This window comes from Bacillus sp. P4_D3 (assembly GCF_056401855.1).
In genome coordinates this window covers 1-19709 of sequence record NZ_JBFUIN010000043.1, presented here as the reverse complement: position 1 = coordinate 19709, position 19709 = coordinate 1, and the positions used below count along the sequence as shown (strand labels likewise).

Genomic DNA, 19709 nt, shown 5'->3' with positions numbered 1-19709 from the left:
AGTTACAACTGTATCCATTTTACCACTTAAATCGTTTACCGCTGTTGCTTTTTTCTCTTTTTCAGCGTCAAGTTCTTTCTTAGCAGTTTCAATTTGAGATTGTGCTTCTTTTAATTCTTTTTGTTTTTCTTTTACTGTCTCAACATCTTTTTTCACGTTCACTTGATCTTCTTGTTGTGTTTTCATGATATCTTCGTCAGATTCCATAATTTTAGACACAGAAGCTAAACGATCAACTAAATCTGCAACGTTTTTAGAGTTTACAAGAACTTCTGTTACAATGTTCGTGTTCGGTTGTTCTTGTAGTGCAACTAAACGTTTTCTTAATAACTCTTCACGTTTTGCAATCTTTGTTTGTAGTTCTGCAATATCTTTATTTTTATTTTCAATTAATTGCTCAGTATCAGAAACTTTTTTTGTTGTTTCATCAAGTTTTGAAGCGTTCTCTTGAACAGACTTATCCAATCCTTGGATTGTTTTGTTTAAGTCATTCATTTGTTTTTGTAATTCATCACGTTCTTGTTGTTGTTTATGTAAAGTATCATTTTGTGTGTTAATTTGTGATTTCACGTCAGAAATTTTATCTTCTGCAAATACATTTGGTGTTAGCCCTGAAAACATTAACCCTGCAACTAGTGCGCAAGATGCCATTTTTAGCTTTTTCATTTTATTTTTTACACCGCTTTCTTTTTTCGTTTTCCGTATATAACCTATTAAAATTTATACCATAATTCGGGAGTTTTTTTGCTAATGTTACGGTTTTGTAAAATAAATGTAATATTACATTTATCTCTATAGCAAAGTATATCTAAATTTGTATATATATGTAGAATTTCAAGAGCCTTATGCCGTTTTTTATAGAATTGAAAAAAACGTAAGGGAATCCCTTACGTTTTGAAAATACTCCAATATGAACGAGATAGAAACGTTACTTCATCCATTTCTCAGCCCAATTTTGGACCTCATCCATAACACTTTCCAACGCTTTCCCTTTATCAGTTAAACCGTACTCGATTCTAACTGGTACTTCTGGGTAAACACTACGAACTACAATACCTTCACCTTCTAATTCCTTTAAACGTTCTGACAACATACGATCGCTCATATTCGGTATAATATCTGCGATTTCTCTGAAACGTTTCGGCTCTTCAAGCAAAGATTTAATAATTAAGCCAGTCCATTTCTTACTAAGCATTGTAAAAGCTGACTCAAACTTTGGACATAAACAAGAATTATGCTCCATATGTTTCACCTCTCTTCTATTATAAGATAGTTTCTTGTAAAAAGTAAGTAATAAAACTTTCCTCATTATTTAATTTTACGTACATCTTACCATTTCCAGATATTAACTTGTCAAATCCCCGTAAAATATCCGTGAAAAAACCCTCTTCAAGTAAGAGAGCTTTTATATCTTTATCATTTCGTATACCAACCTAAACCAAGCGCACCTTCACCTAAATGCGTCCCAATTACAGCTCCGAAATAACTCGTGCGAATTGTAACATGAGGATATATCTCTTCTAATTCTTGTTTCCATTCATTAGCTTCCTCTTCACGATTCGCATGAATAATAACAGCTTCCATAGGTACACCTTTATTTGCCTGCTCATCAAAGATTTCAACGATACGCTTTAACGCTTTTTTACGCGTACGAATTTTTTCGAATGGAATAATTACTTTATCTCTAAAGTATAATACTGGTTTTACTTGTAACAAACTACCGATGAAAGCTTGTGCGCTATTTAATCTTCCACCACGTTGTAAATGATGTAAATCATCCACTACAAAATAAGCATCCATCGTTTGCTTCATTTCATCAAAGCGAGCGATAATCTCTTCTGGGGCTTTCCCTTCACTTACTAATTTCGCCCCTTCACGCACGTAAAATCCTTGTACTTCACAACTAATTTCAGAGTCGTACGTATATACATCAATACCATCTACCATCTGTCCAGCTGTCGTTGCTGTTTGGTATGTACCACTAATTCCACTGGAAAGGTGAATGCTAATAACTGCATCATATTCTTTAGATAACTCTTCATATAGCTCTAAAAACTTTCCAATTGCTGGTTGCGAAGTTTTCGGAAGATCTTCTTGTTCACGTACTTTTACATAAAAATCATTCGCTGAAACTTCAGCCTCTTCTTGATAAGATTCCGTTCCAAACACAACGTTTAATGGAATCATATATATATTGAGTTCATCACGAATATGCTTCGGTATATATGCTGTACTATCGGTAACAATAGCTGTTTTCATTTTCGTACCTGCCTTATAAAAAATTTTTATCCCCTAATTTTACACGAAAACTAGAAAAGGTGCATCCATACATAAAAATGCCAGTTAGAAACTACAATCACCCGCTCGACAAATTACAACAAAAAAATAAAATACTCACCAAAAATTTCAACATATTTATAAAAAATGTTTGAATATAAAAACAACCGCTTTTAAAATGTAAAGTACTAGTTATTTTGAAAGATAGGGGCGTATACCATTGTTATTACAATATTTAACAATCAAAGGCTACGGTGAGCACGAAATCATCATTCAAAAATCAAGATTCATTTGCTATGTGAGTCGCGCCACAACGGAAGAGGAAGCTCAAGCATTTATACAAAAAATAAAAAAACAGCATTGGAATGCAACACATAATTGTTCCGCATATTTAATCGGCGAACAAGATCAAATTCAAAAAGCGAACGATGACGGTGAACCGAACGGCACAGCTGGTGTACCTATGTTAGAGGTATTAAAAAAACGAGGTCTAAAAGATACTGTCGTCGTCGTTACGCGCTATTTTGGCGGCATTAAACTTGGTGCTGGCGGATTAATTCGCGCATATGGAAAATGTACAAGTGAAGGTCTTAACCATGTAGGCGTTGTTGAACGAAAACTAATGCGCGTTATGCAAACAGAAATTGATTACACTTTGCTTGGTAAAGTTGAAAATGAATTACGCAATTCAGAATATGCCATTAAAGATATACATTATCTAGAAAATGTCACATTTGATACGTATGTAGAAGAGGACAAAAAACAACCATTCACAGATTGGATGATTGAATTAACAAACGGGAAGTGTACAATTACAGAAGGAGATATGTTGTACTTAGAACAAGACTTTATCTAAGAATAGCTAACGTATCGCCTTTAAAGATTAATGTAGTGAGTTAATTCCCTACAAATGAACTAAGGAGATTATATATGGAAGAGCGTTATAATCATCTCCAAAATAGCAGAATAAAAAAGAAACGTAGAAGAAAGTTTTTCTTCTTTCTTATTTTCGCATTTTTATTTGGTAGCGTAGGACTTTATATGTTAAATTCCTACACTTCTCTCATGGGGATGTACAGTGGATTTGCTCGTGAAAAATCGGATTTAAGAACCGAAGATGTAAAAATTACAAAGGAACCATTTACAATCCTCATTATGGGAATAGAGGATTATGCAACAGACGGTCAAAATGGTCGTACAGACTCATTAATGTTTGCGACAGTCAATCCGAAAACTCAAAAGGTTTCGCTTATGAGTATTCCTCGTGATACTCGCGTTCCAATCGTTGGAAAGAACAAAGAAGACAAAATTAACGCTGCGCATGCTTACGGTGGAGAAAAAATGGCAATCAAAACTGTCGAAGGTTTTCTAAAAGTTCCTGTAGACCATTATATTAAAATCGATTTCCAAGGCTTTAAAGGTATCGTTGATGCTGTTGGCGGTGTTACCGTTGATGTCCCTTTCGATTTTTGGGAACGTTCTGACGTGGATTACTACAAAAAAATCCAATTTAAGCAGGGACAGCAAAACTTAAACGGTGAAGAAGCACTTGCTTACGTCCGTATGCGAAAGCAGGATCCAAACGGCGATTATGGTCGGGCCGCTAGACAAAGACAATTACTAGCCGCTGTTGCTCAAAAACTAAATTCCGCCTCTACTGTATTTAAAATTAAAGATTTAACGACTGTCGTTGGAAAATATATAAAAACCGACATTCCTATTTCAGACGGACTCGCTCTTTACAATAAACTCTCTGGATTTGATCCTTCTACAATACAAACGTTAAAACTTGAAGGAGAAGACAGAAAAATAGGCGGTATTTATTACTTCCTTCCAGATCCAATCAGTGTAGAGACGGTACGTAACGAAATTGAAAAGGAAATAGGGGAAACAGAAAAAACTCCAACAGCGACTAAGAAAAATGAGAGTACAAATACAAATTCCGATTCAAATTCTAACTCCAGCGCAAAAGCAAAGAAGGAACCGAGTGAGAACAAAACACCACCACCTCCTCCCCCTTCTACAAATGCTCATGCAGAGTGGATTATGAGGAATCATGAATAAAAAAAGAGCCAAATCGTATACGATTTGGCTCTTTTTATTTCACGCAATTGTTGTGGGCTAATAATAAACGGAAGATGCAAACCCCATTTATTAAAGTTTCACTCTACTTGTTGAAGTGTTGTAAAATCGCTTCTACAATACGCTCTGATGCACGACCATCGCCGTAAGGGTTAGATGCTTTCGTCATCTTATCATGAGCTTCTTTATCAGATAACAACTCATCAGCAAGACCAAAGATTGTCTCTTCATCTGTTCCTGCTAATTTCAGCGTACCTGCTTCGATACCTTCTGGGCGTTCCGTCGTGTCACGAAGGACAAGAACTGGCACACCTAGTGATGGTGCTTCCTCTTGTACACCACCAGAATCAGTTAACATTAAGTATGAACGAGCTGCAACGTTATGGAAATCGATTACATCTAGCGGCTCAATTAAATGAATGCGGCTATGCTCGCCTAAAATATCATTCGCTATTTCGCGAACAACAGGATTCATATGAACAGGGTATACAACTTGTACATCTTCGTGCTTATCAACAAGACGCTTAATTGCACGGAACATATTGCGCATTGGTTCTCCTAAATTTTCACGACGGTGTGCTGTCATAAGTACAAGACGATCATTTCCAAGTTTCTCTAACACCGAATGGCTATAAGTTTCTTTTACAGTTGTCTTCAGTGCATCGATCGCTGTATTTCCTGTTATGAAAATGCGTGACTCATCTTTATTTTCTTTTTGTAAGTTCGTTGCTGATTTTGTTGTAGGTGAGAAATGAAGATCCGCCATTACACCTGTTAGTTGGCGATTCATCTCTTCTGGATATGGAGAATACTTATCCCATGTACGAAGTCCTGCTTCAACATGTCCTACTGGAATTTGATTATAGAAAGCAGCTAAGCTTGCAATAAATGTCGTCGTTGTATCACCATGCACAAGTACGATATCAGGCTTCGCTTCTTTCATTACTTTATCTAAGCCTTCTAAACCACGTGTTGTAATATCAATTAACGTTTGACGATCTTTCATGATATTCAAATCGAAATCTGGCGTAATTCCAAAGATATTTAATACTTGATCTAACATTTGACGGTGTTGTGCTGTTACAGTCACAATTGATTCAATCTTTTCTGGGTGCTTTTGCAACTCTAATACAAGAGGTGCCATTTTAATTGCTTCTGGTCGTGTCCCGAAAATTGTCATTACTTTTAAGCGTTCAGTCATTTCATTGCCTCTTTTCTTTCACTAGTTAAAACTTCTATTATCGCATATAAAAATATGCATGTGAAAATACACTTTTTAACGCGCCTGAGAAACATTACTATTACAGACGTCTTTTCGCCCAACTGAGTAATAATTTAATCCATGCTCCTCGGCATCCTCATTAGTATAACAATTTCTCCCATCAAATAGAATAGGTTCCCTCATAAGCTGTGCATACTTTTCTAGCGGATAATTTCGAATTGATTCCCATTCTGTTACGATAAAAACTGCATGTGCCTCTCTAATCGATTCATCTATACACTCAGCGTATCGTATCGTATTTCCAAATAAACTTCTTACATTTTGAATAGCTTGCGGGTCATATAAAACCACATCCGCACCTATATTAATTAATTCTTCTATTATAATAAGAGATGGCGATTCCCTAATATCGTCAGTATTCGGTTTGAATGCTGCACCAAGAACCGCAATTTGCTTCTTCTTCATATCTATAATTTTCTTCGCTTTTTCAACTAACAACAACTGTTGTTTATTATTCACTTCAATGACTGCTTTCAACAAGCGAAAATCATGAGAAACATTCCCTGCAATTTGCACCAGTGCTTTCGTATCTTTTGGAAAACAAGATCCTCCATATCCGATGCCTGCATTTAAAAAAGATGCACCAATTCTCTTATCCATCCCCATCCCTGTAGCTACATCTAATATATCCGCACCCACTTGCTCACATATATTAGAAATTTCATTAATAAAACTAATCTTCGTAGCTAAAAAAGCATTAGATGCATATTTAATCATCTCAGCACTTCGAATATCTGTAATATACGTTTGTAAGCTTAATTTGCTGTACAAATTCTCTACTTTCCTTGCAGCTTCTTCACTACATGCTCCAATTACGATACGATCACCATGAAAAAAATCATAAATACCAGAACCTTCTCTTAAAAACTCTGGATTCGATACAATACATAATTCATGTCTACCTTGTAGTTTCTCCTCAATCCATTCTCTCATTACATCATTTGTCCCTACAGGAACCGTACTTTTCGTAACAACAATAATATCGTTATTCACATATGTTCCAATATCATCACAAGCACTACGAATATACGTTAAATCTGCTGTTCCATCTAATAAAGATGGCGTTCCAACTGCAATAAATATAAACTCTACATTATTAAATGCCGTTGATTTACTTGCTGTAAAAGTTAAATGATTATTCTCGTATGCTTCATTTATTAATTCACTTAATCCACATTCATAAATAGGTAACTCGCCTTGTTTAATCCGTTCAATTTTTTCACTATTTATATCGAAACATGTGACTGAATGTCCCAATCTCGCCAATCCTACTCCCGTAATCAATCCAACATATCCGGTACCTATTATCGTAATTTTCATTTTCCTTTCGCACAGGAATATACATAAGAAAATATACGAATACACAGAATTCTCCCTGTGCTTCCCCCTCTCACACTAAAAATGAGAAAACTCTTTCACTTCTTTATTATATGAATTGTTTTTTTATTCTTTTTTAAGATTTTGTAAAGTTAAATGATGCAATATATACAAAATGTAAATTCCCACATTTTAACACGGAACTTACTCAATTTTACGTGCAACACTTATAATACTGAAACAAAAGTCATCGCTATATGAGAGGGAAGTACAATGTCACATTACAAGCCACAATATGAGATCAACCTTCTCAAAGGACACAACATTTCATATCCAATTGTCATATATTCTATTCACTCCCCTTTACAGCCAAAAGAAAAAAAGATTGAATTCTAATCTTTTTGTGATACCATATGTTATGAGCCTGTAAATAAACATCATAATTTTCAGATAAATACAATTAGAAAAATTACGTTAAACTATAAAGGGTGGGGTATTAATGGACTCACAAGTGATTTATGCCATTTTGGCATCTTTCATCACTGTACTCGTCGTTACTCCTTTAGTTATTAAATTAGCTTTCAAAATAGGAGCAACAGACAAGCCAAATGCGCGTAAAGTACACCAAAAAATTATGCCTCGTCTTGGCGGGTTAGCAATTTTCATCGGTGTAGCCGTAGGATTTGTTGTCGGTGGATTGTACGAACAAAGAATGTTATCGATAACTTTAGGTGCTATCATCATTGTTATCATCGGGATTTTAGATGATATGTACGAACTATCTGCGAAGGTAAAATTTGGTGGACAACTATTAGTTGCCATCATGATTGTAAAAAGTGGATTATTAGTGCAAGTATTATATATTCCAATTCTTGGAGATACTGAACTCGGATGGCTTGCTTATCCAATTACTGTATTTTGGATTGTAGGTATTACAAATGCCATCAACTTAATTGATGGATTAGATGGATTATCCGCAGGGATTTCATCTATCGTACTTGCAACGCTAGCATATATGGCCTTCACTAGCCCATGGGGTACTGGAGCAGCTATTATATTACCTCTAGCACTGATTACATTAGCAAGTACAATTGGATTTTTATTCTACAACTTCCATCCAGCAAAAATTTTCATGGGAGATACAGGCGCACTATTTTTAGGATACTGTATTTCTGTTATATCGTTACTTGGATTATACAAAAGCGTAACGTTATTCAGTTTTATCGTTCCAATCATTATTTTAGGTGTACCTATATTTGATACGACGTTTGCAATCATCCGCCGTATCGTAAATAAAAAGCCTATTTCAGCACCTGATAAATCGCATTTACATCACCGTTTGCTTGCAATGGGATTCTCTCATCGTAAAACGGTACTAATTATTTACGCATTGGGTATTTTCTTTAGTGTAAATGCAATTATTTTCAGTAGTGCAACATTATGGTTATCCATTATTCTTCTTTTCATTTTAATCTTCTTTACAGAAATCATTGCTGAAGTAATCGGTCTTGTACACGAACGTTACAAACCAATTATTTCCTTCTATAAAAAAGTGAAAAAACGCGAAGACTAATTGTAGTATAGCCTTTACTATTATGAAATATTCAAATAGCACCCTCTTCCAAAGAAGAGGGTGCTATTTTTTTGTTTTTTATTCCTTATTTCCTATTTCCAAAATATAGATTGTTTGAGAGTGCCTCTATTGGAGAAAGATATACGTATATCGAAGGTAACGAAAAAAGTATCAAATTTTCATTTTTACATCTTGATTGTCAAACTGAGGGTGAATGTTATGCTCAAGCGATTACTTCAATGTATAATTTTATTTTTAACTATTACTATGTACGCATCATCTAATACAAAAGCAACTACAGACATTCAAGCAGAAGATTACCAAAGCACTCAAACTACCTCTCCTACAAAAAAAATTGCGTACTTAACATTTGATGACGGACCAAATAAATACACACCACAAATTTTAAATATTTTAAAAGCGAAGAACGGAAAAGCAACTTTCTTCGTTATTGGTGGAAAAGTGCCACATTATAAAAAAACGATGGAGCGATTGATTAAAGATGGACATTATATCGGTCTCCATAGTATGTCACATGATGTAAAACGTCTTTATACTGGCGATCCATCTGTTTTAATTGCAGAAATGGAGCAAACCCAAAACATCGTCCAGCAAGTTACACATTTAAATACACATCTCGTTCGTGTCCCATACGGTAGCATGCCTTACTTAAAAAAGAATTACCGCGACGCACTCGTATCCGCCCAGTATAAAATGTGGGATTGGACAATTGATACATATGACTGGAAAAGCTATGATAATCCTTCCGCAATACTAGAAAGAGTACGAAATCAAAGCGATGAACAAGTAGAGGTTATTTTAATGCATGATTCTAGTGTCACAGTGCAAATACTCCCAAAAGTAATTGATTATTTGCACTCACAAGGATATAAACTACTTCCCTACAATCCATCTTCCCATCTCGAAGTGAATTTTTGGAAAGACACAAGATTGTAACAGCTTTAGTGCCTATGTACTAAAGCTGTTTTATCCCGCATTAACGGGCAGTAAGACTCCCACCTCAAAATTCAGTTGGAACAAAGAAGTTAGGTGGGAGATCAACTGCCCGTAAACGCCCGATTGGTTCAACTAATAATCAGTGGGGATGAACAAAAACCCCACTGATTAAAGTTTCACTTTATTTTTCTCTTCCCACACTTCTCATTTTTGTGTAAAATTTTAAATAGTGATGAAGTTTCGAGGTGAATAGAAATGAAACGAATAGATCTCATTTTTAACGCAATACAAAAAGGGAATTATACAGAAGGTGTAACAGCATCAGAACTCGCTACACTTCTACAGTTAGACCGTGCAAATGTTAGTAGCGATTTAAACAAGCTTGTGAAAGATAATCGTTTATTAAAAACGAGTACACGCCCTGTCCGTTTTTATATAGAAACGAACACTTCATTGGAAACGCATTCAACAAAGGGCACTTCATTAGATACATTTGCTATTGAAAATACAAGCCTAAAAATTGCAATTGAAAAAGCAAAAGCTTCTATTCTCTATCCTCCAAACGGTATGCATACTTTACTACTTGGAGAAACAGGTGTCGGAAAATCGATGTTCGCTTCTTTAATGCACGAATACGCAATTGAAGTGGAACAACTTCCAAAAGATGCACCTTTTATCGTCTTTAACTGTGCTGATTATGCAAACAATCCACAACTACTACTTGGACAGTTATTTGGGATAAAAAAAGGAGCTTACACAGGTGCCAGTGATCAAAAAGGATTAATCGAAAAAGCACATGAAGGAATCCTTTTCTTAGATGAAGTACATCGCCTTCCTCCAGAGGGACAAGAAATGCTTTTCACCTTTATTGACCGCGGGGTATACCGCCGCCTTGGAGAAACAGAAAATGAACGTAAGGCACGAGTGTTGATTATTACTGCAACAACCGAAGAACCAAATTCATTTTTACTAAAAACATTTACAAGACGTATTCCGATGACCGTTACGCTTCCACCACTTCGTGAGCGAACACATAAAGAACGGTTTGCCTTACTACAGCTATTTTTCACAAATGAAGCAATTCGTCTAAGGAAAGAGATTCATGTTAGTCCAAATACAATGCGCGCTTTCGTCTTTTACAATTGTCCAAATAACATCGGCCAATTGAAAACGGACGTACAAATTGCCTGTGCGAAAGCTTATTCTGATTTCGTAACAAAAAAACGTGATTCTGTCTGTGTTTCAAGTACAGATTTACCTTGGTATATGAAAGAAGGATTATTTATTGAAAGAAAGAGCCGTCACCTATATCAAATACCAAATGAAACATTTGTATTTACAGGTGATGAAGGTTGGAGTAAGCATACAGTAGAACCCGAAGGAAGTCGCTCTTCTATTTACGATTATATTGATTATAAATATGAGGAACTTCAAGCACGAGGCATTGAAGAGGAAGAATTAGAATTATTAATAGAAAATGATATTCAAAGCTTTTTCGTCCAATACTTTAACCAAATATCTAAAAAAACAAGTCATGAAAATGTTTTTAAAATTGTGGATCGTAATATCGTTTCCGTATGTGAAAAAATTGCGGAACTAGCTGAAAAATATTTATCTAAAACTTTCGATGAAAAAGTGTTTCTCGCTTTAAGTTTACATGTACAGACAACTCTACAACGTTTACAGGGCGGGAAACAAATTCACCACCCACAATTAAATCAAATTCGTACGAAATATAAAGAAGCTTTTTCCGTAGCTATGCAATGTATTCAGCTATTAGAAGAAGAATTACAAATAACAATGCCTATTGATGAAGCTGGCTTTTTAACAATGTTCTTCGTTGTTGATCCAATTCCTGCCTCACAAACAGAAGTAAAAGTATTAATATTAGCTCACGGTAATGGCATCGCAACAGAAATGGCAAACGTTTCAAACGAACTTCTCGGTATTGATGAAGTAACTGGTATCGATATGCCCTTGCATGAATCACCAAAAGACTTCTTAGAGCGTGTTAAAGTGTATATGAACACACTTCAAAATGTAAACGGGCTTCTCTTACTTGTTGATATGGGATCTCTCGCTTATATTGGTGATATATTAGAAACTGAATTCAAAATCCCTGTCCGTGTTCTTTCAATGACGAGTACACCACACGCACTAGAAGCAGCTCGAAAAGCTCAGCTTGGCTATTCACTAGATGCACTATACGAAACAGTGAAGAACTTAACGCCGTTCTATTTAAACGTACAGGAAGAAAAGAAAAAGCCACTATCGCCAATGAAATCCGTGATTTTAACAGCTTGTTTAACTGGCGAAGGAAGTGCTTTAGCAATTCAAAAAATGTTAGAGAACTATTTACGCTTTGATAAAGACTTAATTGAAATTATTCCGATTAGCATCGTTCATGAAAAAGATTTAACGAAAATGATCGAGAACATAAAAAAAGAGCGTAATATCATTTGTATCGTCACGAATTTCGATGTGCAAGTACCTTGCTTAACATATCATTTCCAAGACATTGTGAACTACACAGCTATTCAACCAATTCAAGAATTGATTACATATGAAGAAACATATGCGAAAATGGCTGATATTCTTGAACAACAAATGCAGCGTAACGATGGGGCATTACTTATTAAAACAATTCGTTATGCATTAAATACAATTCAGGAATTGATTTCTTTACAGCTAACTCCCGACAGTTTAATGGGTGTGATTTTGCATATGAGCTGCATGGTTGACCGTCTTCAAAAAGGCGAAAGTCTCCTCCCTCATCCTGATAAAGAGAAACGAAGACAAGATGAGTACTGGATGTATATGAAAGTGAAAAAAGCACTGCAGCCTATCGAAAATACATTTGAAATACAAATACCAGATGACGAAGTATTTTATATAATGGACTTCTTCATCAAAAATCAACCTGTAAAAAGTTAAACTAGGCAATAGTGTGGCTTCTCTTTTCGAGTAGTATCCTAGTACCTAGTAAGTGAAATTATATTAGCGATTTTTAAAATATGTCGACTTACCAATAATAATTTACAAAAACGGCAACCAGTATAATTAGAAAAGGCTGTTCCAAAATGTTTTTTGGACAGCCTTTTCGCTTACTTCTTTACTTCCCTTATTCTCCCCCTTATTTCTCCCTTTTTATTAGATTTCGTATTAACATTTACATATACATTTGCTTGCATTATCTCTTGAAACAAGCTGTCAAATGCTCTCCCCTGTAAAGGCCCTTCAAAATCCTCCACTTTAGCTACACCAGTAACGACTCCTTCATTCACACTAATTCCTTGCTCTAACGGACCAAACAAACTTAAAACAACTGGACCAATTTGATTCGCTTTTCCTAAATGAATTTGGCATGACATGATTTTTTTTATGTTTTTTAATATGACCCGATATTGCAACTTCTTTAAATCTTCACTAAAAATGAGCTCTGTTACACCGTAAGCTTCTGTATTTACAGGAGGTACTTCCCTCTTTCCTGTTAACCTAGCAAAGAAATGTGTTGTCATACGGGCATTCTCCTCATATAAATTTCCCAGCACTACTTCTACTACCTTATGGTTTAGACATAATCATTTATGACTTTTTCAAATTTTAATTACAACTAAAAGATTCACAAAATCTTTACATAGAAATCATTTCATTCACTTTATTGCCTCTTGTATAATGCACATAGAAAAACATTCTAGGAGGTTATCTTGAAAAATAATAACTACTCTTTCCAATCATTAATAGAGATTTTTCTCGTATCATTTAAATTAGGACTTACTTCATTTGGTGGTCCCGTCGCCCATCTTGGTTATTTCCACCACGAATACGTGCAAAAAAGAAAATGGATGGATGAACGAAGTTACGGAGACTTAGTAGCGCTATGTCAATTCCTTCCTGGCCCCGCTAGCAGCCAAGTCGGGATGGGAGTTGGGTTATTACGCGGCGGATTATTAGGAGCAATTATTTCATGGATTGGATTCACTCTACCATCTGTGCTCGTTTTAGTTTTCTTCGCTTCCTTCCTTAACCAGTTCGAACTTGGAAGTACAGGCTGGATTCATGGACTGAAACTTGTAGCGGTCGCAATTGTCGCTCATGCAATATGGGGAATGGCTCAAAAGTTAACACCGGACCGAAACCGTGCAACAATCGCAATTGCAACTTCCGCAATCGCCCTATTATGGCCAAGTAGCTGGACACAAGTAATTCTCATTATAGTATCTGGCTTTATCGGCTGGTTTTTATATCGCGACCAACCCGTTAGCCAAGCAAATAAAATAAACGTACCTATTTCAAAAATGGTAGCCATGTCTTGTCTCATCTTATTCTTCGGGCTATTAATACTGCTACCAATGTTACGACCGTACTCTTATTTCATCTCTTTATTTGACAGCTTCTATCGCTCTGGTGCACTTGTATTCGGAGGAGGGCATGTCGTACTTCCTCTTCTTGAAAGTGAGTTTGTACAAAACGGGATGATGACAAAAGAACAATTTCTAGCTGGATACGGATTAACACAAGCAGTGCCAGGGCCACTATTTACATTCGCTTCTTATATAGGAGCAGTGCTAAATGGAACCGCCGGAGCAGTTATTGCAACGATCGCTATCTTTCTTCCTGCCTTCCTGCTCGTTGTTGGCGTTTTACCGTTTTGGGACAGTGTAAGAAGAGTATCTTACATACAAGGTGCACTACTTGGAGTAAACGCAGCCGTTGTCGGTATTTTACTTGCAGCTTTTTATGATCCGATTTGGACGAGTACAATTATGAATTCTGTAGATTTCGTTTTTGCTTCTCTTCTATTTTGCTTACTCGCTTTTTGGAAAACACCACCTTGGGTTATCGTTATACTCGGAGCCTTCGGTGGATACGTTCTATCCATTTTGTAAGCACAAAAAACGACGGCCCATTTAGCCGTCGTTTTCCTATTAAAACTTCACAAGCTCTATTCCCTCAGGCAATTCGCTCTCCGTTAAAATACGCAACTCTTTCACGCGATCCATTACGTAAGAAGAACGTTTCACAAGCTCTGGATCAATATAAGCTGGATGCACCATAATTTCTACCGTTTGCTCGTCCTGCACTCTTTCCTTTAACTTCACAAAATAATCTTCCGTCACACCGTCAGCGTAAAAATCACTGTAAAACACCTCTGAAAATGGGTGCACCGCTCGCTCTTCTTCACAACGACGAATTGGAACATTATATTTACTTGCTAAGCTCTCAAGAACGTCGTGTAAAAGCGGTAATCCATGCACGTGATGATGACTATCTAAATGAGTTGGTGTTAAACCGTAAGACAAAAATTTCTCAATTTGAGCCGTCCACTCTCTTTCAACCTCTTCTGGATTTATATTGCCTTCCCATACAACACTTTGTTTATGAAACAATCCATCGCTACTCACAAGTGATGGAACGTCTTTAAGAAGTGGTTCTCCTGCCGTTAATACGAGATGAACTCCTATCCCTAACGTTTTAGACTCTTTCGCTAAACGTACGGCATGCTCTGTCCCTGGCATATTCATCATCATCGTTGTTGAATTTACAAGCCCATTTTTATGTCCATCAATAATTCCGTAATTTGTACCTTCCGTAAGACCGAAATCATCTGCATTTACAATTAGTTTAATCATCGCAATACCTCCTACTAGAATAAAAAAAAGCGGGCTAAATAGCGCCGCTTTATTTCTCTATCTTCTTAAAAAATTGTGGAAGATGTTCTTTATGTGCCTCCAACATTTCATCTAAAATTTGTTTTGCAACTTTATCTGATGGTACAAGTGGGTTAATTGTCATAGCAAGCAGCGCCTTATGATAATCCCCTGTAATAGCAGCTTCAATTGTTGTGCGCTCAAATGATTTAATTTGCTGTACTAAACCGCGAACTGGTACCGGTAAGTCTCCAACCGCAATTGGTTTTGGACCTTCTTTCGTAATAATACAGTTCACTTCAACAGCCGAATCATGTGGCAAGCTTGCAATTGTTCCGTTGTTTCGTGTATTAACAGGCTGGATATCACCTTTATTATTATAAATAGACGTAATTAAGCTACATGCTGCGTCACTATAATAAGCTCCGCCACGTTTTTCTAATTGTGGTGGTTTAATATCTAAATTCGGGTCTTTATATAACTCGAATAAATCATTTTCTAATTGTTTTACTACTTCTGCACGTGTACCTTTTTCAATCGAAGCTTCTTTCTCTTCTTCTAACATTTCACGTGTTTTATAGTAGTAACGATGGTATGGACATGGAATAGCGCGAAGACCACGAATGAAATCTGGCTCCCAGTTAAGCGCAGCGATGTTTTCCATCGTAATTTGCTTTTCTGGATCTGTTACAAGTTCTAATACACGATCCATTACGCTTACGCCATCCAAGTATACATCTAATCCGTATACCATATGGTTTAAACCAGCGAAATCAACATGGACACGGCTTGCATCTACTTCAAGTAATCTTGCAAGACCCATGCGAATTCCAATTGGAACGTTACATAAGCCAACTACTCTTTGGATATTCGTGTAGCGGAGTACAGCTTCCGTTACCATACCTGCTGGATTTGCGAAGTTAATAAGCCATGCATTTGGACACAGCTCCTCCATGTCCTTACAAATATCTAAAATAACAGGAATCGTTCTCAATGCTTTAAATAAACCACCAGGACCATTCGTTTCCTGACCAATTACATCATATTTTAATGGAATTGCTTCATCTTTTGCACGAGCTTCTAATAAACCAACGCGAAGCTGCGTTGTTACGAAGTCAGCATCTTTTAATGCCTCACGGCGATCAAGTGTTAAATGAATATCAATTGGTAAACCTGATTTTTTCACCATACGTTTCGCTAAGTCACCAACGATTTCTAACTTCTCTTTTCCTGCCTCAATATCTACTAACCAAATTTCACGAACAGGAAGCTCGTCATAACGTTTAATAAATCCTTCAATTAACTCTGGTGTATAACTAGAGCCACCGCCGATTGTAGCAATTTTAATTCCAGTCATGCTTTATTCCCCTTTCGCTTCTAGCTTTTTATAAAGGTCAATAAATTCTGCTGCTAATTCTTTTACTGTAATAGAATTCATTAAATGATCTTGTGCATGAATTAAAAGAACACTAATCTCTGTTTTTTCCCCTCTTGCTTCTGATTGTATGAGCTCTGTTTGGAAATGATGCGCTTCATTAATCGCTTCTTTCGCCTTTACCATCGCTTCGTCTGCTTCCGCCATTTTCCCCTGTTTGGCAAATTGCAGTGCCTCCATTGCAAAGCTTCGTGCATTACCACTATTTAAAATCAATTGGAATGGAATTTGTTCTGCTGTAGTCATCATAATTACCGCCCTCTCTATTATGGTTCAACCGATTTAAATACCCCTTCAGTTTGAACATGTCTATTAAATTATTATTTTATTAATGATAGTTTGGTGTTCTTGAAGATGGGTCTCATCTTTCTGAACATGATATAAAAGTTAGTTGTTCTGACGAGCTATAAAAACTCGCCAGAACAATACTTTTTAAAGTGATACTGAATTGTCACTTGCTTTTGCAGCATCTTTTGACGCTTGTACATACGTACGGTCACACATTAATACGAATGGATAGTAGATTACTACCGCGATTGCAAAGTTTACTAGCTGCAATGCAGCACCAGCGATGCTTCCGCCCGCTACAAGATAACCACTAAAGATTGGTGGCATTGTCCACGGAACTAAAGCAACTGTTTTTGGTACCCACCCTAAGGAAATCGCTGTATAAGAAGTAATAACTAATACAACTGGTGTAAGTACGAATGGGATAATTAACGCTGGATTTAATACAATTGGTGTACCGAAAATAACTGGTTCATTAATGTTGAAGAAACCAGGACCGATAGATACACGGCCTACACCGCGAAGCTGCGCACTTTTTGCAACAAGCATTACCGCTACTAAGAATGCTAATGTTGCACCCGATCCACCGATGTATACATATACATCAAAGAATGGTTTTGTGAAAATGTGTGGTACGTCATATGCAGACATACCATCGTTAAATAATTTAATATTCTTTTCTAATGCTGGTAAATAGATTGGGTCAATAATACCACCGATAATATTAGGACCATGTAATCCAAAGAACCATAATACGTGAATAAGTAACGCGATAATAATTGCACTTGGTAATGTACCTGCTAAACCTTGTAATGGTACTTGAATTGTTTCAAATACGAATTTATGAATACTTGTTCCTGCTAATTTCACTGCTAATTGAATGCCTGCTGTTACGATTAAAATAACGAATGCTGGAACTAACGCTGCAAATGACTTCATTACTGCTGGTGGAACACCATCTGGCATTTTAATTGTAATATCCTTTTGAACAAAGAATCTAAATACCTCCGTTACAAGAAGAGCAACAATTATGGAAACGAATAAACCTTGTGATCCTGTCCAAGCTAAATCAATACCGCCTTCTTTCGGCGTTGTCGGAGAAATAATAATTAATGCACCGAATGTAATGATTGCTGCTGACAACGCGTCTACACCGTAAGATTTTGCTAGATTATAACTTATCCCCACTGCGGCTATGAGGGCCAATATAGCGAAGGAACCAGTCCACATACCGCCGCCGACATCTTTCCAAACTTCACCAAATGCACCTTTCATAAATTTTTGGAATGCATCCACTGGTAAATTATTAATAAGTACTGCAAACGATCCAACTAAAATAAGAGGCATAACTGCGATAAATCCATCACGGATTGCAACCAAGTGGCGCTGCGATCCAATTCTACCTGCGACTGGAACTAAATACTTCTCCATAAATGCAATAAATTTTTGCATTTCGCTTCCCCCCTAATTATTTTTTAAGTGTTAATGCGTGATCTAAAACTGCTTCTCCATTCATCATGCCGTAGTGCATTGGATTAATAACATCGACTCCAACGTTTTTCTCATCGGCAAGCGTTTTCATTGTAGAAAGCATGTAACGAACTTGTGGTCCTAATAATAGTACATCTGCTTGATCGATATTGTTTTTTACTGCATCCCCAGATACAGCCCAAATCTTACCTTCTAGACCACGAGCTTTTGCAKCCGCTTCCATTTTTGTAACTAGTAAACTTGTAGACATCCCTGCTGAACAACATAATAAAATATTCATTTATAAATCCCCCTTGTGTGGTATAAAAAATTTATGTTTTTTATTTTTCTTTACGCTATTTATTAATGCAATTAGCGTGCCAACTTTTTAAAACGCCTAAAATCAGCGTTTTTTCGAGCAATTCATTTGTGTGTTACCGCTTTCAAACAGTGTGTCACCCGAAAAACACACAGTGTGTTATAAAACAACACGCTTTTAACACATAACTGTATGAAAATAGATTAGTGTTTAGTTGTCTAGTTTTATTTAAAACAAAAAAACACTAAATTTTTTTAAAGCGTGAAAATATAATAACGAAAAATATAATATTTCGACTCAAATCAAAAACAAATACCTATTCAAGACACTCGTCTACCTATTGTCCAGTCAAACTCTATTAAATTACATAGAATAGAATAAAATAAAGTATTTCGAAAGGGGATTCCAATGCCAAAGCATAGAAAAAAGAATAGAATGAAAATTTATAGAATACAGTTTCAAAATAAATGGTATAAACATGARGAGGGTTCTGAACTAGATTCAAACACGTATAAACTAGACAAACAGGACACTGAAGATACGCAAGACAAACAAGATAAACAGGATAAACAAGACAAACCAGGTAAACAAGACAAACAAGATAAGCAAGATAAACAAGACAAGCAAGATAAGCAAGATAAACAAGACAAGCAAGATAAACAAGACAAGCAGGACAAACCAGATAAACAAGACAAGCAAGATAAACAGGACAAACAAGATAAGCAAGACAAACAAGATAAACAGGACAAACCAGGTAAACAAGACAAACAAGACAAACAAGATAAGCAAGACAAACAAGATAAACAAGACAAACCAGGTAAACCAGGTAAACAAGACAAACAAGACAAACAAGATAAGCAAGATAAACAAGACAAACCAGGTAAACCAGGTAAACAAGACAAACAAGACAAACCAGATAAACAAGACAAGCAAGATAAACAAGACAAGCAAGATAAACAAGACAAGCAAGATAAACAAGACAAGCAAGATAAACAAGACAAGCAAGATAAACAAGACAAGCAAGATAAACAAGACAAGCAAGATAAACCAGACAAGCA

17 protein-coding genes and 1 pseudogene are annotated in these 19709 nt (G+C 36.2%); 7 read left to right on the top strand and 11 right to left on the bottom strand.

The genetic code is table 11. The features are described 5' to 3' along the window. From AC1DTM_RS08960 to AC1DTM_RS08950, 3 genes are all read right to left on the bottom strand, one after another. On the bottom strand, positions 1–666 hold a 666-nt coding region (locus AC1DTM_RS08960), incomplete at its 3' end, for a coiled-coil domain-containing protein (protein WP_477000175.1). Between the two features lie 262 nt (positions 667–928). Further along, on the bottom strand, positions 929–1243 hold the full coding sequence (locus tag AC1DTM_RS08955) for a winged helix-turn-helix transcriptional regulator (RefSeq protein WP_002159869.1): 315 nt from the start codon (positions 1241–1243) through the stop codon (positions 929–931). A 173-nt stretch (positions 1244–1416) separates the two neighbouring features. Beyond that, positions 1417–2259: a DegV family protein gene (locus AC1DTM_RS08950; protein ID WP_002112883.1), complete on the bottom strand. Its 843-nt coding sequence runs from the start codon at positions 2257–2259 to the stop codon at positions 1417–1419. A gap of 238 nt (positions 2260–2497) precedes the next feature. Between AC1DTM_RS08950 and AC1DTM_RS08945 the strand changes: the two genes are divergently transcribed. Together AC1DTM_RS08945 and AC1DTM_RS08940 are read left to right on the top strand one after the other, a co-directional pair. Further along, positions 2498–3133, top strand: coding sequence for a YigZ family protein (locus tag AC1DTM_RS08945; protein WP_016106628.1), 636 nt, complete (start codon positions 2498–2500; stop codon positions 3131–3133). A 74-nt stretch (positions 3134–3207) separates the two neighbouring features. Further along, positions 3208–4341 carry an LCP family protein gene (locus tag AC1DTM_RS08940; RefSeq protein ID WP_016106629.1) on the top strand — a complete coding sequence of 378 codons (1134 nt, stop codon included), beginning with the start codon at positions 3208–3210 and terminating at the stop codon, positions 4339–4341. A 103-nt stretch (positions 4342–4444) separates the two neighbouring features. Here AC1DTM_RS08940 and wecB read toward each other — a convergent pair whose 3' ends face one another. After that, positions 4445–5560, bottom strand: a complete 1116-nt coding sequence (wecB, locus tag AC1DTM_RS08935; RefSeq protein WP_016106630.1) for a non-hydrolyzing UDP-N-acetylglucosamine 2-epimerase — start codon at positions 5558–5560, stop codon at positions 4445–4447. A 75-nt stretch (positions 5561–5635) separates the two neighbouring features. Further along, positions 5636–7006 carry a UDP-glucose dehydrogenase family protein gene (locus AC1DTM_RS08930; RefSeq protein ID WP_477000174.1) on the bottom strand — a complete coding sequence of 457 codons (1371 nt, stop codon included), beginning with the start codon at positions 7004–7006 and terminating at the stop codon, positions 5636–5638. Between the two features lie 451 nt (positions 7007–7457). Here AC1DTM_RS08930 and AC1DTM_RS08925 point away from each other — a divergent pair, with 451 nt between their 5' ends. The 3 genes from AC1DTM_RS08925 to AC1DTM_RS08915 all read left to right on the top strand — a co-directional run bounded on the left by AC1DTM_RS08925 (position 7458) and on the right by AC1DTM_RS08915 (position 12422). Beyond that, a complete protein-coding gene (locus tag AC1DTM_RS08925; RefSeq protein WP_000378307.1) occupies positions 7458–8531 on the top strand; it encodes a glycosyltransferase family 4 protein in 1074 nt (357 codons plus the stop codon). Between the two features lie 219 nt (positions 8532–8750). Next, positions 8751–9488 (top strand): polysaccharide deacetylase family protein, encoded by a 738-nt coding sequence (locus AC1DTM_RS08920; RefSeq protein ID WP_016106632.1) that lies wholly within the window; start codon positions 8751–8753, stop codon positions 9486–9488. Positions 9489–9743: 255 nt separating this feature from the next. Beyond that, positions 9744–12422 (top strand): sigma-54-dependent transcriptional regulator, encoded by a 2679-nt coding sequence (locus tag AC1DTM_RS08915; RefSeq protein WP_477000173.1) that lies wholly within the window; start codon positions 9744–9746, stop codon positions 12420–12422. Positions 12423–12592: 170 nt separating this feature from the next. Here the strand turns inward: AC1DTM_RS08915 and exsM are convergent, their stop codons facing one another. Beyond that, entirely contained in the window at positions 12593–13006 is a 414-nt protein-coding gene (gene exsM / locus AC1DTM_RS08910) for an exosporium regulatory protein ExsM (protein WP_016106634.1), read from the bottom strand. A 189-nt stretch (positions 13007–13195) separates the two neighbouring features. Between exsM and AC1DTM_RS08905 the strand changes: the two genes are divergently transcribed. Next, positions 13196–14377: a chromate transporter gene (locus AC1DTM_RS08905; RefSeq protein WP_016106635.1), complete on the top strand. Its 1182-nt coding sequence runs from the start codon at positions 13196–13198 to the stop codon at positions 14375–14377. 39 nt (positions 14378–14416) lie between these two features. Here the strand turns inward: AC1DTM_RS08905 and chbG are convergent, their stop codons facing one another. The 5 genes from chbG to AC1DTM_RS08880 all read right to left on the bottom strand — a co-directional run bounded on the left by chbG (position 14417) and on the right by AC1DTM_RS08880 (position 18633). Further along, on the bottom strand, positions 14417–15121 hold the full coding sequence (gene chbG / locus AC1DTM_RS08900) for a chitin disaccharide deacetylase (protein ID WP_016106636.1): 705 nt from the start codon (positions 15119–15121) through the stop codon (positions 14417–14419). Positions 15122–15170: 49 nt separating this feature from the next. After that, positions 15171–16496: a 6-phospho-beta-glucosidase gene (gene celF, locus AC1DTM_RS08895; protein ID WP_016106637.1), complete on the bottom strand. Its 1326-nt coding sequence runs from the start codon at positions 16494–16496 to the stop codon at positions 15171–15173. 3 nt (positions 16497–16499) lie between these two features. Then, entirely contained in the window at positions 16500–16823 is a 324-nt protein-coding gene (locus AC1DTM_RS08890) for a PTS lactose/cellobiose transporter subunit IIA (RefSeq protein ID WP_000989054.1), read from the bottom strand. A gap of 183 nt (positions 16824–17006) precedes the next feature. Continuing rightward, on the bottom strand, positions 17007–18314 hold the full coding sequence (gene celB, locus AC1DTM_RS08885; RefSeq protein WP_016106638.1) for a PTS cellobiose transporter subunit IIC: 1308 nt from the start codon (positions 18312–18314) through the stop codon (positions 17007–17009). A 16-nt stretch (positions 18315–18330) separates the two neighbouring features. Continuing rightward, positions 18331–18633, bottom strand: a complete 303-nt coding sequence (locus AC1DTM_RS08880) for a PTS sugar transporter subunit IIB (RefSeq protein WP_477000172.1) — start codon at positions 18631–18633, stop codon at positions 18331–18333. Between the two features lie 426 nt (positions 18634–19059). Between AC1DTM_RS08880 and AC1DTM_RS08875 the strand changes: the two are divergent. Continuing rightward, positions 19060–19709, top strand: a pseudogene (locus AC1DTM_RS08875) (polyamine aminopropyltransferase); the annotation flags it as partial.